7 protein-coding genes and 1 pseudogene are annotated in these 14,361 nt (G+C 61.3%); 3 read left to right on the top strand and 5 right to left on the bottom strand.

The features are described 5' to 3' along the window. Positions 1–212: 212 nt before the first annotated feature. Positions 213–5,102: an alpha-2-macroglobulin gene (locus GHO03_RS21600; RefSeq protein ID WP_153400503.1), complete on the bottom strand. Its 4,890-nt coding sequence runs from the start codon at positions 5,100–5,102 to the stop codon at positions 213–215. A gap of 190 nt (positions 5,103–5,292) precedes the next feature. Between GHO03_RS21600 and GHO03_RS21595 the strand changes: the two genes are divergently transcribed. Continuing rightward, positions 5,293–6,636, top strand: coding sequence for an MATE family efflux transporter (locus GHO03_RS21595; protein WP_150629269.1), 1,344 nt, complete (start codon positions 5,293–5,295; stop codon positions 6,634–6,636). A 77-nt stretch (positions 6,637–6,713) separates the two neighbouring features. On the opposite strand, the gene speA is transcribed toward GHO03_RS21595, so the two are convergent. From speA to GHO03_RS21575, 4 genes are all read right to left on the bottom strand, one after another. Then, entirely contained in the window at positions 6,714–8,633 is a 1,920-nt protein-coding gene (gene speA, locus GHO03_RS21590) for an arginine decarboxylase (protein ID WP_095001036.1), read from the bottom strand. Between the two features lie 208 nt (positions 8,634–8,841). After that, complete coding sequence (locus GHO03_RS21585) at positions 8,842–9,213, bottom strand: translation initiation factor Sui1 (RefSeq protein WP_016783399.1); 372 nt, start codon at positions 9,211–9,213, stop codon at positions 8,842–8,844. A 310-nt stretch (positions 9,214–9,523) separates the two neighbouring features. Beyond that, a complete protein-coding gene (locus GHO03_RS21580; RefSeq protein ID WP_153400502.1) occupies positions 9,524–10,057 on the bottom strand; it encodes an NUDIX hydrolase in 534 nt (177 codons plus the stop codon). 3 nt (positions 10,058–10,060) lie between these two features. Then, positions 10,061–11,128 carry a DUF2333 family protein gene (locus tag GHO03_RS21575; protein WP_095001034.1) on the bottom strand — a complete coding sequence of 356 codons (1,068 nt, stop codon included), beginning with the start codon at positions 11,126–11,128 and terminating at the stop codon, positions 10,061–10,063. Positions 11,129–11,371: 243 nt separating this feature from the next. Here GHO03_RS21575 and GHO03_RS21570 point away from each other — a divergent pair, with 243 nt between their 5' ends. After that, positions 11,372–13,015 (top strand): PleD family two-component system response regulator, encoded by a 1,644-nt coding sequence (locus GHO03_RS21570; RefSeq protein ID WP_153400501.1) that lies wholly within the window; start codon positions 11,372–11,374, stop codon positions 13,013–13,015. Positions 13,016–13,095: 80 nt separating this feature from the next. Next, positions 13,096–14,361 (top strand): annotated as a pseudogene (locus GHO03_RS21565) (methyl-accepting chemotaxis protein); the annotation flags it as partial.

Genomic DNA, 14,361 nt, shown 5'->3' with positions numbered 1-14,361 from the left:
GGATGGCCCGTGGCGGCGTGCCCACGGAGCGGGACCGGAGCGAGGGAACCTGAGCGCAGCGAAGGCCGTACGCCAGGGGGCAAGCCTTTTTGGTTACTTTTTCGGCGTCTGGAAAAAGTGACTCGCCGTAAGGGCGAAACCAATATCCCGTTTAAACGCGAATGCCGGATATGTACCCGGTGTACCTGCTAAACCCTACCGCGGCCACAGACCTAACGCCCCTTGATCACCATCTCCCCCGCCGCCTCACCCACGGCCTGCCAGTTGGGCCGGTACATCGACTCCACTTGCGGCGGCGGTACCCGGTAGGTACCCGGAGTCACTGCACGGGCCAGGTACAGCAGGTGCGTGGTCCCGTAGCCATCCAGTTTGACTGCCGCCACATAACGATCATCCCGATACTCCTGATGCTGCACGCTGGCGTTCTGCATCGACTCGCGCCATTGCTTCACTTGAGTACTGGCGTTTTCAAGGCTGGCCGCGCTCTGCCCCAGGTTCTGGTTTTCCAGCTCCAGGCCTGCCGGCAGCAAATCCACCACCAGCGCATCAGGCACTTGCTGCTTGGCCGTCACGGCCAGATGCACCAGCACCAGATCACCACTTTTCAGCGCCTTGAGATCAAGCGGCTCACCGTTCATACCCAGGTAGTCGCGGCGAATGCTCATGTTTTCGCCGCCCGCCGCTGGGGCGTGCTGTGGATAACCCGAAATCGTCAGCTGTTGATAAATCGGCGCGCTGCCTGCGTTACGCAGGCTCAGGGGCGAAGCTAGCAGCGGCCCGTCGAGCTTGAGCCCTGAGCGGGCGTTGTTCAGCTCGCGGGTCTGATCGCCACTGGTGAGTTGCGCACTCCAGCTGGCCTCAGGCTTGCCCAGCAAATCGCGACCGGCGAGGAACAGTGAATTGCGTTCCTGGGTCGACAGCCACTGACTCGCCGCCAGTTGATCGGACAGGTCGAACAGTCGCTGTTCACGCTGACCACTCATCAGGTTGTTCTCTTCCAGCAAGGCCAGAATCAACGCCTGATCGCGCAGCGGGCTGCCGTAGTCGCCCAGCCATTGATCAGCCTTGCGCTTCGCCGCCAACCCCGCCACCAACGCTTGATCGGCGCGCGGTTGATCGCCCATTTTCTGCAGGGCAATGGCCAACTGCACCAGAGGCAAACCGGAACGGGCATCGCTGCGGCGCTCAAAAATGCTGCGCAGCGCACCCAGCGGCGCCTGTTGGCTTCGGGCCAGGACCAGCGCTGCATAGGCCTGTACGGCAAAGCGGGTGTGGTCGAGGTTGTCGCTGTAGTCGGCCTCGATCAGGTTGCGTTCCTGCACATAACGCAGCAACCGCTCGCTGGCCTTTTTCAGCGCCTCAGGAGGTACCGCGTAGCCTTGATCGCGGGCGCGCAGCAGGAAGTCGGTGATATAGGCCGTGAGCCAGTACTCTTCCTGACCGTCCGCGCCCCACAGGCCAAAACTGCCGTTGTAGCGCTGCATGCCCAGCAGGCGCTCGATACCCAACTCGATTTTGCGTTTGCGCTCGGTGTCCGGCTCGCCTTCAAGGCCCAGGCGTTTGAGCAGGGCTGCATCGGCATACAGAGCCGGGTACAGGCCGCTGGTGGTTTGCTCGGAACAGCCATACGGGTAAGCCTTGAGCGCACGAATCTGCTCGCCAAGATTCAGCGGCGGGCGGCTCGACAAGCTGAGCAAGGCTTCACGCCCGGCCGGTTCAAAGGCTTGCAGCTCGCCCTCGGGCAGGCTCCAGGGCTGGTCGTTGAGCACAGCACGGTAATGCTTTAGCAATGCTGGATACGCCGGGCGCACCCCCAACGTCCATTCGCGGGTGAACGGCGCCAGGGTTTCACCCGGCAGGTCCAGACCATTGACCGTCACCTTGACCACACCGGTGCCATACCCGCCCAGCGCCTTGACCGGAACCTGCAAGGTACTGCGCTGGCCGGGGCTGAGTGTCAGGCTCTGTGTCGCGTCACCCAGCAGGCTCAGTTGCCCCTCGGTGTTAAGGTTCACGTGCAGCGTTTGCGGCTTGTCGGTGAGGTTGGACAGGTCCAGCGCCAGCCGCGTCTCGTCGCCACCGGCCAGAAAGCGCGGCGCAGCCAGCTCGGCCACCAATGGTGCAGCGACCACGGTTCTGGCCTCGGCCATGCCGTAGCGATCGTCGGTCCAGGCTTGTGCCATCAAGCGCAACTCGCCGTTAAAGTCAGGGATATCCACACTGACTTCACCTTCGCCCTGCTCGTTGAGCGTCACCGGTGCGCTTTGCAGCGCCACGATGGTGACACTGGTGGCAGGTCGCTTGCCGCCCTTGGCCAGTGCCGCATCGCCGCCGAACGCCAGGCTGGCCAGACGGCCCTGCCCGGCCTCAATCAACTGCCCGTAAATATCCAGCTGATCCGCCCCATAGGCCTTGCGCCCGAACAGGCTGGCGAACGGGTCGGGGGTCGGGTACTCAGTGATATTGAGCACGCCCACATCCACGGCAGCCAGCAGTACATGGGCCTGTTTGGGAATGCTGCCATCGGCATTTTTAGCAGAGAGCTTCACCGTCAGAGGTTGCTTGGGACGCATTTTTTCAGGGGCATCCAGCGTAAGAGCCAACTTGCGCTGGCTGCGATCGATGGGCAGGTGCAGCACCCCTACAGCACGCTTGGGAGTGATATTGGTCTTGCGCTCACCGGGGCGGATCACCAGTGCACTGATATACAAGTCATGCCGGGCCCAGCTCGGGTCGAGTCTGATTTCGTAGGCCTTGCCCTCGGCCGGCACTTCGATTTCCTGCCACCACAACGGGCCATCGCTGCCTTCAACCAGCAAGTAGCCCTTGCCAGCCGCAGGTGGCGTGACCGTGACCTTGGCCGTGTCGCCATCGGCATAGGCCGCCTTGTCCAGCGCCAGCTTGACCTGGTCGGGGCGCACGGCACCGCCTTCGGCGTTGTCCTGGGCACGATAACCGGCCCAGAAGCGCAGGCTGCTGATCAAGCCGGTTTGCGGGTCTTCAACCTCTACGCGGTAAGGGCCCCACTCCACCGGAAAGCTGACCTTGGCGGTTTCGCCCGCCTTGAGGCTGAGGGTCTCTTCGTTGAGGTTCAGAAACTTCTCGTTGTAGTGATAACTCCAGCCGTCGTTGTCCGAGTAGTTCCAGTAGTAATCGCGGCGTTCACGCACCAGACGCACCTTGAGGTTGTCGGCCGCCAGTTTGTTGCCCTGGCTGTCAGCAACCAGCAGCTCGAACTCAACCGGGCCGTCGCCATCGGTTTCAGCACCGTCAAACAGGCCACGCAGCCCCGGCAGACGGTCTGCCGGCCATACCGGCTGCACCAGGCGACGGGTAATCGGGCGCCCGCCCGACTCCTGCAAACTGGCCTGCACAATCAGTTGCAGCGGCGATTTGGCATCGCTCCACTGGCTGTCGATGCTGAGGGTTTGCTTGCCATCGGCGTTGAGCACGCTTTCGTCCAGCTCCAGATCCTGGGTCAGCTCCGGTTCTGTCACCGAACCGAACTGATAGCCCGGCAAGGCACTGACCGCCTCGCGCAATGGCCGCACATAGACCTGCCCGCTCAAGCGGTTACCGGCTGCCGGAGCACCGTACAGGTAACGCCCGGCAACCTGGATTTCAGCGGTTTGCCCGGGGCTCAGCGGGGTATCGCTGCCCTTGAGTTCAAGTGCCATGCGCTCGGGTAAAAAGTCCTCGACCAAAAACTCGTACAGCTGCGGCTTGCCGTCACCAAAGTCGAACACCAGCTGCCAGCGCCCGGTCGGCGCTTCGGCGGCCAGTTGCAGCGGGTACTGATACAGACCGGAAGCATCCGGCGTCCAGACGAACTTGCGGCTCACCTGCTCGTCCGGGCGACGCACCTCGACGCTGACCGGCTGCGGCTTGACCGGGTTGCCGTCGCGGTCGCGCAGCAAGGCATTGAGCAGCACGGTTTCGCCGGGGCGATACAGATCACGGGGGCCAAATACAAAGAACTGCAACGGATGCGCCTGCGGGCCGCCAATATCGAATTCGGCCAGATCCAGCGCCGCCGTGTTCAAGCGCAACAGGCTGGTCTGGTCGCCCTGGCGCGCCAGCAGCACTTCGGCCTTGGGTGGCAAGGCCAGCTCGGCATGCCCGTCCTTGCCTGTCTTGCCCTGGCCAAGCATCTTGCCCTTGCCATCAAGCAACTCGAGATCGATGCCGCTCAGTGCACTGCCACCTTCCAGGGCCTGGGTGAACACATCCAGGCGCTTTTGGTAGCGATGCACCGAAAGTCCGATATCGCTGAGGGTAAACAAGGTGGCTGGGGTCGAATAGTTGTAACTGCCGGAGGCGGTCATCACCGCCAGATAAACTCCCGGCTGCTGCAAGGGCTTGATCCCGGCCGTGGGCAGGATCAGGGTTTCCCGGGTATTGCGCGCCGGGTTCAAGTCAAAACGGCCGCTGTAAACCAGATCGGCCATATTCAGCAGATCCCTGGCTTCGTAGCTTTGCAGGCTGCTGTTGCGCCCCCACTGGCTGAGAAACGCCGGCAGCGACTCGGGTTTGACCCGAAAGAACTCGACATCGACCTTGTCGACGTTCAGCGCAATCACCGGCAGACCTTCGGCCAGGCGCGTGGGCAGCAGGTTGCCACGGCTGGCGAAGCCGACCGTGGGTTGCAGGTCGCGGGTTTCCAGGCGACTGACGTATTCGGCGGCGAGCTTGGCATCGTTGACGGCGCGCAGGCCGGGGTCGACGGTAAGGATCAACTTGCGCTGCGGCTCAAGGTGGCGCAGGCGCAACTCCATCAGGTTGTCCGATAGCTCCCAGGCGCCATCGACCTTACCGGTTTTGGCGTCCACCAGATGCAGTTTGTCGGTGAAGTTCTGCTGCGGGTCCAGGGGCACCGAGAAACTCACGGACAAGGTACTGGCCCCGTCCAGCTGCACTTCAGAGACGTCTACCACACTCAACTCGCGCCCGGCATAACGCCCGGCCAGCACTTTGACGTCCTGTACCGGTTTAGCCGGCTGGCTCGTGGCCACCTGTGGCGTGGCGGGTTTGTCGACGCTGGAAGAATCACAAGCGCTCAGCAGCGCCAGCGTGCAGGCCAAAAGCAGTCCTTTGTTCAGCATGGTGTACTCGTTTACCGGGCAGTTAAGGGTTGACTATATAACAGCTGGATGAAGATCAAGAGCCCCTCACCCTAGCCCTCTCCCGAAGGGAGAGGGGACAAAAGCGCAGATCAGCCCCCTCGCCCTCCGGGAGAGGGTTGGGGTGAGGGCAGGCTTTGCGGCTACAATCGCGCTCCCCCAAGGAGCCTGCATGTCATCTTCCCTGTTAGCCGACTGGCGCGACCGTCCTACCCATCGCCGGGTGTGGGCGCTGGCGGCCCCCATGATCCTGTCCAATATCTCCGTGCCGCTGGTGGCGTTGGTCGACAGTACTGTCATCGGCCATTTGCCCCACGCCCATCAACTGGGCGCCGTCGCCGTGGGCGCCAGCCTGTATATCTTCCTGGCCTGGATGATGGGTTTTCTGCGCATGGGCACCACCGGCTTCGCCGCGCAGGCCGCCGGACGCGGCGATGGCGCCGCGCTGCGGCAAATCCTGCTGCAGGGCCTGTTGCTCAGCGTGCTGTTGTCGATGCTGCTGGGGGCCATTGCGATTCCTTTTAGCGGCGTGGCCCTGAGCCTGATGCAGCCCTCCACCGAACTGCACGCGCTGACTCTGGAGTTCTTCCACACACGGCTGTTTGGCCTGCCCGCCGCACTGGCCAGTTATGCACTGGTAGGCTGGTTTTTGGGCACGCAAAACGCCCGCGCACCGTTGGCGATCCTGCTGACGACCAATCTGGTGAATATCGCGCTGAACCTGTGGTTCGTCCTCGGGCTGGACTGGGGGGTGGCAGGCTCGGCCCGGGCTTCGGTGATTGCCGAATGGAGCGGCGCCCTGCTCGGCCTGTGGCTGACCCGCGGTGCCCTGCGTCGATATCCGGGCAAGGTAGTGTGGGCCGCCCTGGGCATGTGGCACAACTGGAAGCCGTTACTGGGGGTCAATCGCGATATTTTTATCCGCAGCCTGATGCTGCAACTGGTGTTTTTCTCCATCACCCTGCAAGGCGCCCGCCTGGGCGATGCCACCGTGGCTGCCAATGCGTTATTGCTCAATGGCCTGCTGCTGGCTGCCCATGCCCTGGACGGTCTGGCCCACGCCGTCGAGGCACTGTGCGGACACGCTATCGGCGCCCGCGACCGTGAGGCGTTGCGCCGCTCGATGGTGGTGGCCTGCGGCTGGTCACTATTGGCCAGCCTGGGTTTTGCGCTGCTGTTTATGTTCGGCGGGCATCTGTTTGTGCAAATGCAGACCGATATTCCCGTTGTGCGCGAAACCGCTTTCCAGTACTTGCCCTATCTGGCCCTGCTGCCGCTGATTGCAGTGTGGAGCTACCTGCTTGACGGGCTGTTTATCGGTGCTACCCGCGCTCGTGAAATGCGCAATGCCATGGTGATCAGCGTGGTCATCGCCTTCCCCGCCGCCTGGGTCCTGCACGGCTATGGCAACCACGGGCTGTGGATAAGTTTCCTGCTGTTTATGGTGCTGCGCAGCCTGACCCTGGGCGTGTATGCATGGCAGATGCAGCGCAAGAATCAGTGGTTCGGCGCCTGACACTGAGGCGAAAAAAAACGCCGGCCCGTGCAATGCACAGGCCGGCGTTTTTCGGTCAGCTCTGAAGCCCGTGGGGATCAGTGGCTCGACAGGTACGACGAGCGGGTCAGACCCAGGCGCAGTGCATCGAGGTACTGGGTACGCTCCTTGGCACTGATGCTGGCGCTGGCCACTTTGTCGCGGTAGTGGTTCATCAGCTCTTCAGGCGACAAGTGCACGTAGCGCAGCATGTCTTCGATGGTGTCATGGGTCTCGATACCGGCGTGGTACACGCTGCCGTCTTCGTTCTGGTAGATGTTCACCGAGTCGGTGTCACCGAACAGGTTGTGCATGTCACCGAGGATTTCCTGGTAAGCGCCCACCAGGAAGATCCCCAGCAGGTAGTCTTCACCTTCGTTCAGCCCGTGCACCGGCAGGCTGGTTTCGATGCTCTGCTCGTCGACGTATTGCTTGATCTTGCCGTCGGAGTCACAGGTCAGGTCTTGCAGCACGGCGCGACGCAGCGGCTCTTCGTTGAGGCGATGCAACGGCAGGATCGGCAGTACCTGGCCAATCGCCCAGGTGTCCGGCAGGCTCTGGAACACCGAGAAGTTGCAGATGTACTTGTCGGCCAGCTTGTCGTTGAGCTCGTCCAGCACCTGACGGTGGGAACGCTGACGCGCTTTCAGCGAGTTGTGCAGGCGACGGCACACCGCGAAGTAGCACTGCTCGGCCAGGGCCTTTTCCGCCAGGGTGATTTTGCCATCAGCGTACTGGGCAGCGATATCGCTCATGTAGTGCGTGGCGCGCCAGTAGGTTTCGGTGACCATTTCAATGTCGGTCGGCCCCAGCAGGTCCACCAGCCATTGCACGGTTTCCGGCAGGCTTTCCTTGTTTTCGATCACCGGCACGTCGTCGTTGTGTTTCTCGACGTCGGTCACCTGCACCACCAGCATGGCGTGGTGGGCGGTCAGCGAGCGGCCGCTTTCCGAGAAGATGTGCGGGTGCGGCAGGCTCTGCGCATCGCAGAACTCTTTGAGCATACCCACAACCACACCGGCGTAATCGTCCATGTCGTAGTTGATCGAACTGGCATTGCGCGAGTGGGTACCGTCGTAATCCACGCCCAGACCGCCGCCCACGTCGATATGGTCAACCGGCAGGCCGAGGTTGCGCAGTTCGCCGTAATAGCGGATCGCTTCCTTGAAACCGTGCTGGTAGTCCGCCAGGTTGGCGATCTGCGAGCCCATATGGAAGTGCAGCAGGCGGATGCCCTGGTCCAGACCGGCCGCACGGAAGCGCTCAACCACCGACAGCAATTGCGCAGCAGAAAGGCCGAACTTGGATTTTTCACCGCCGGTGTCAGCCCACTTGCTCGACGCCAGGGACGACAGGCGCACGCGCAGGCCAACCTGTGGCTTGACCTTGAGCGAGGCAGCTTCTTCGATCACCAGGTCTACTTCGGATTCTTTCTCGATCACGATAAAGACGTTGTGACCCAGCTTCTGGCCCATCAGCGCCAGGCGGATGAACTCACGGTCCTTGTAACCGTTGCAGACGATGGTGCCGCCCTTGGGCGCCAGGGCCAGCACGGCCAGCAGCTCGGGCTTGGAGCCGGCTTCAAGACCGATCGACACGTTCTTGGTAGCGATGATGTTTTCGATCACCGCTTCCTGCTGGTTAACCTTGATCGGGTACAGCGCGGTGTATTCGCTCTGGTATTCCAGGCGCGCGATGTTGGCATCGAATGCGCCGGTCAGCTGGCGTACACGGTCTTGCAGGATATCCGGGAAACGCACCAGCAACGGCAAGGACAAACCGCTGGTCTTGCGCAGCTCGTCGACCTGCTCGTACAAATCGATGGGCGAGCTGTTCGGGCCGTTCGGACGGACTTCTACGCGACCGGCTTCATTGATCGCGAAATACCCGGCCCCCCAATGGCGAATCCCGTAAACACTGCGGCTGTCCGCAACTGTCCATTGGCTGCCATCGTCTTTGCGTGTGCGTCGTACGGACATCGAAGTCCCCTATAAATAAGTCAAATAGCCCAGCCTGAAAGCAGGCTGGCGCAGTCTAAAGTGTGAACGTGACGATTAGTCAGACCCTGACAATAGCGCCGAGTTTAGAAACCGGTGATAACAGGCTCTGTGAAAACCATGGCGAGCACGCTCTGACCAGCCTTCGAGGGGCGCCAGAACGGCTGTGCGGTGGCTTTCACAGAGGCTGCTAGCCGCCGGACTTCTTGGCTTTGAAACCGTGCTTGACCAGCTCGGCCAGCAGCAGCTCGACGTGGTCGCCCTGGATCTCGATGATGCCGTCTTTCAACGCGCCACCGGTGCCGCAGCGTTTTTTCAACGTCGTGGCCAGTTCCTTAAGTGCGTCTTCAGCCAACGGCACGCCGGTGATGGTGGTCACCGTCTTGCCGCCGCGGCCTTTGCTTTCGCGGCGCACGCGGGCGATGCCATCACCTTCGGGGATCAGGGTTTGTTTGCAGGTACAGGCGTCCACCGGCTGACGGCAGTCCGGACAGTGACGACCTGCGTCGGTGGAAAATACCAGGCCACCCAGGGCGGCGAAGGATGCGGCTTTTTTGGCCACCGGCAATCCTCATTCGGAGGACAAATAATTGGCCGGTGCCTGGCGCTGTTGCGCCAGGGTGTACCGACCGCGAAGCCCCACTCTGGCAGGGGCAGCGCAACTCAGGAGGGAAAACCGCCTGAGCCTGAAAAAGGTCGCGCAGTGTAACGACAAAATCGCTGCATCCCAATAGCCAATCGGCGGCATTTTTTAAAGCGCCAGCCACGAACTTGTGGGAGCGGGCTTGCTCGCGATGGGATCGCAGCGGTGCAACTGAAAAACCGGGTCGACTGAATCGCGAGCAAGCCCGCTCCCACAGGGGGAATCAACGTCAGCCCTGGGTCATATAACGCTTGAGCGCATCCAGTGAGTCAGGGCAGTAGTCCAGTTGCGTACTCAGGCGCAATGCCTCGGCCACCGGCATAAAGCACGCTTGCTGCACTTCCTCGGGCTGCACCTGCAACGGGCCGTCCCACACCGCTGAAAACACTGCGCACCACAGATGGTTTTGCGGAGCCTCGAAGTAAAAGCGCTCATGGGCCGTCAGCGGCACACCACTCACACCCAGTTCTTCGGCCAACTCACGGGCCGCCGATTCGGCGTAGGTTTCATTCACCCCGACCATGCCGCCCGCTGCCACATCCCAGAACCCCGGGTACAGCGCTTTGCTCAGGGTGCGTTGATGCACGCACAGCTCCCCGGCAGAGTTGAACAGCAAAATGAACGTACCTCGTCCAATCAGGCCGCGCTCGCGCAATTCATGACGGGGCAGACCACCCAGCAGGCAATCATCGCGATCCACCCAGGCAACTTGCTCGACATCAGAGGCCGCACGGTGTGCGGCCTCCAAGGCTGAAATGGCCATTGCTTAGCCTTGCGACAACAATTGACGCAAGTCCATGACCGCCGCGTTGGCGCGGGAAATATAGTTGGCCATGACCAGCGAATGGTTGGCCAGCACGCCATAGCCGCTGCCATTGAGGATCATCGGGCTCCAGACCGGTTCTTGCGCCGCTTCCAGCTCGCGAATGATCTGGCGCACGCTGACCGTGGCGTTCTTTTTCGCCAGCACATCGGCAAAGTCGACCTCAATGGCACGCAGCAAGTGTGACAGCGCCCAGGCCTGACCACGGGCTTCATAGAACACGTTGTCGATCTGCATCCACGGGGTTTCTACCACCTCTTCATCCACCACCGGCACCTGACCCGGTTGCAGGCTTTCGGTTTTCAGCGCGCTGTTGAGCTTGACCCGACCCACGCTGGCCGACAGGCGTTGCGACAGGGAGCCCAGACGCGTGCCGACATCGCCCAGCCAGTTGTTGAGGTTGTCGGCGCGGGCATAGAACAGGGCGTTTTTCTGATTCGGGTCAGACAGGCGTGCCTGATAACGGCTCAGGGAATTGATGCCTTCCTGGTATTCGGATTCGCTGGACGGCAGCATCCAGCTTTTGTTGTCGAAGTTGAAACGCGGCTCGGCCTTGGCCAGATCGGCATCTTCCGCAGACTGCGACTGTGAACGGGCGAAGTCTTTGCGCAGGGCGCGGGTCAGGTCGCGCACCTGCACCAGAACGCCGTATTCCCAGCTAGGGATGTTGTCCAGAAAAATGCCCGGTGGAAAACGGTCATTGGACAGGTAACCGCCCGGCTTGCTCAGCAATGTGCCGGCCACGGTCTTGAGGGTTTCGACGGTGGTGAAGCCAGGCACCATCTGCTTGCCTTCTTTTTCGGCCGCCAATTGCGCGTTTTGCTGCACCGGGAACAGATCCGGCTCCTGGCTCCAGTACCAGCCCAGACCCAGGTTCACCAGCACAAAAATCCCTACCAGCACCGCGATGGAACGGCTCAGCAGGATGCTCTTGAAATAGCCACGCGACTGTATTTTGGGCTCTTTGACCGATTCGCGGGCTGTGCCCTCACGTTTTTTCCAGTCCAGCATGGCTATATCCTTTCATATGCTTGATTCAACGGTTCGACCACAACCCTAACCCATCGTGCCTTGCATGCACGCTTTTTATCTCAGGGGGCCACTACGCCCGGCACTATAGAACAAGCGCACAGGTGATGGGCAATATGGCTGCCCGACAGTTAATTTCAAGGAGAAACTCGTAGATTTGCAATGAGCTGCTAGCATAGAGCCATCATTCGATTTCAGCATGCCTCCCTACCCAGCAGCCAGGTTATGACCGAGCAAGAAGATCCCAGTCGCGAGCGTCTGAAAAACCACTTTGCCCAGCGTGTCACCCACCAGGCCCGCCAGATCCTTGAGATCTGGCAACGTCTGCAGGCCAATGAGTGGTCGCCTGCCGGTCTGGCCGAGCTCGACGACGCCAATTTGCGCCTGCTGCGCTTTGCCGAGCGCTTCGAGCAACCGGAGCATACCGCGCTGGCGCGGGCCATCGGCCTGGCGCTGCAGGACATGGCCGCCAACCAGAGCCGCCTGAGCAGCTCGATCATCACCGAACTCAATCGCCTTATGCAGCGCCTGTCACGCACCGGCCTGCGTCAGGGCGACTTGATGGGAAATATCAACCTGCCACCGCTGCGCAAGCCGGTGTATATCCTGCTGCAAGACCTGCCGCGCGCCGACCGACTAGCCAGGCAGCTGGAGTTTTTCGAGCTCAGCGCCCAGGCGATCAGCAGCCCGGCAGCATTTCGTCAGGCCATGGCCGAGCGTCATCCGGCCGCCATTGTGATGGACGTGGACTTTGCCAGCCCCGGTTTTGGCCTTGAACTGGCCGCCCAGGCCCAGGCCGGTCTTGAGCAAAAATTGCCGCTGCTGTTTTTCAGCCTGCATGAAACCGACACCCCGACCCGCCTTGCAGCGGTGCGCGCAGGCGGGCAGGCGTTTTTGACCGGCACCCTGGAAGCCTCCAGCCTGATGGAGAAAATCGAGGTGCTGACCTGTGTCGCCCAATATGAGCCCTACAAAGTGCTGATCATTGACGACTCCCGGGCCCAGGCGCTGCACACCGAGCGCCTGCTCAACAGCGCAGGCATTGTTACCCGCACCCTGATCGATCCGATCCAGGCGATGGCCGAGCTGGCAGACTTCCAGCCAGACCTGATCATCCTCGACATGTACATGCCCTCCTGTACCGGCACCGAGCTGGCCAAGGTCATCCGCCACAACGACCGCTACGTCAGCGTGCCAATCATTTATCTGTCGGCCGAAGACGATATGGACAAGCAGCTTGATGCCATGAGCGAGGGCGGCGATGACTTCCTGACCAAGCCAATCCAGCCGCGCCATCTGATCACCACCGTACGCAACCGTGCCGTGCGCGCCCGCCATCTCAAGGCGCGGATGGTGCGCGACAGCCTGACCGGGTTGTACAACCACACCCATATCCTGCAACTGCTCGAAGACTGCACCTTTCGCGCCCGCCGCGAGAACCGCCCCTTGAGCTTTGCCATGCTCGACCTCGATCACTTCAAGCACGTCAACGATGGCTACGGCCACCCCATGGGCGACCGGGTGATCAAGAGCCTGGCGCTGCTTCTCAAGCAGCGCCTGCGCAAAAGCGACTTTATTGGCCGCTACGGCGGCGAGGAATTCGCGATTGTGATGCCTGACACCGATCAAGAGTCGGCCTATAAGGTACTCAATCAGATTCGCCAGCGCTTTGCCGAAATCCACTACCCGGCCCAGCCCGCAGACCTGTCGTGCTCCTTCAGCGCAGGCGTGGTACAGATGCAGGGCGAAGCCGACAGCCTGCAAATGGCCTCCCAGGCCGATGAGGCGCTGTACCGCGCCAAGAACAATGGGCGCAATCAGGTACAACCCTTTCACCAGACAAGGCCAATTGCCACTATTTGCCCCTGATCCCGAGTTTTCGTCACAACGCTGTAACTTAAGTGCAATAACTTTTGCCGCTTCTGACTGTGTAGTAGGCAAAATCCCACATGCGCCTCAAGCTGCTAACCAACCTCAACACGCTATTGCTGGTCGCCGTGTGCCTCGCGCTGGGTGCAACCTTGTGGTGGTCACAACAGGCCCTGGAACGCCCATTTTTGCTGATGGAACGCTACTTGAGCCTTTCGCAGCAGTTCCACAACACAGTGGCACGCAATATCGAGGACTACCTGGCCAGCGGTGACGCCCTGCGCCTGAGTGATGCCAACAGCGCCCTCGACACTCTCAAAAGCGAACTCACTCCTTTGCCGCCCGCACTGGCCGATGCACTGCGCCCCAGCCTGGAAAACCTCAGCACCTACAGCAATTCCGAACTGCTGGCCGCTGGCAAACTGGCCGGCGACCCCCAGGCCTTACTGCTACAGGCCGAACGCGAGCTGAGCGCCGGCCTGGAACAACTCGGCCAATATGCCAGTGACGCCACTTCCAACGAGGCCCGCGCTTATCTGCCCCCTGCTGTTTACTGCCTCGCAACACCTGGCCAAGCTGTCCCTCGCCCGCGAAAAACTGGTCAGTAGCGGACGCAGTGAACTGGCCGGCGATGTGGAACGTGAGCTGGACAGCATTGAGCTCCAGGCCAGGCAAATCGACGCCCTGCCCCTGCTGGGCGTGAGCAGTAAAAGTGCCTCGGGCACCGATGATTTTGCCGCGATGATGGGCCTTGATCCCACCGAAACAACCCAAGCCGAAGATGCAGGAATTGCTCTCAAGCGCGAACTTAACAGCCTGCTAAGCCGCTACCCTGCAGAACTCAAGCGCACCCGGGATCAGATCGAACAACGCAGCCAGCTCAGCGCCGCCACCCACCTCAAGCTCAACGCTGTACAGCAGGCCATTGCCGGGCTGGAGCCCGTTGTGCGCGCCGAACACGGGCAAATCCAGAATGAAGTGCGGCTGATCCAGGGCCTGATGATTGGCCTTATCCTGTTGATCGCACTCCTGATCGACACCTTGCAGCGCAAACTGGCGCGGGTACTGACCTACCTTGCACCGCTGCTGTCGACCTGGGCCGAAGGTGATTTCAGCCGCGACATTCAATTGGGTAAAACCAACCGGGAATTGCGTGATATCGAGGCGTCACTAAACCGCCTGCGCAGCTATCTGGTGAACCTGGTGGGCACCTTGCGCCTGAATGCCGAGCAAGTGGCCGGCAGCAGCCGGACCCTGGCCGAGCTGAGCTCCGGACTGCACAGCGGCGCTGAGCGCCAGGCCGGCGATAGCGCACAAATCCGCGACGCACTGGGTGAGCTGGAGGC

The organism is Pseudomonas sp. FSL R10-1339, assembly GCF_009600545.1.
Classification (GTDB): domain Bacteria; phylum Pseudomonadota; class Gammaproteobacteria; order Pseudomonadales; family Pseudomonadaceae; genus Aquipseudomonas; species Aquipseudomonas bubulae.
This window is presented reverse-complemented; position numbering and strand designations above follow the sequence as displayed.

Coding starts and splice junctions, on each gene's coding strand:
- GHO03_RS21600 (WP_153400503.1), bottom strand. CDS start 5,102: ATGCTGAACAAAGGACTGCTTTTGGCCTGCACGCTGGCGCTGCTGAGC.
- GHO03_RS21595 (WP_150629269.1), top strand. CDS start 5,293: ATGTCATCTTCCCTGTTAGCCGACTGGCGCGACCGTCCTACCCATCGC.
- speA (WP_095001036.1), bottom strand. CDS start 8,633: ATGTCCGTACGACGCACACGCAAAGACGATGGCAGCCAATGGACAGTT.
- GHO03_RS21580 (WP_153400502.1), bottom strand. CDS start 10,057: ATGGCCATTTCAGCCTTGGAGGCCGCACACCGTGCGGCCTCTGATGTC.
- GHO03_RS21575 (WP_095001034.1), bottom strand. CDS start 11,128: ATGCTGGACTGGAAAAAACGTGAGGGCACAGCCCGCGAATCGGTCAAA.
- GHO03_RS21570 (WP_153400501.1), top strand. CDS start 11,372: ATGACCGAGCAAGAAGATCCCAGTCGCGAGCGTCTGAAAAACCACTTT.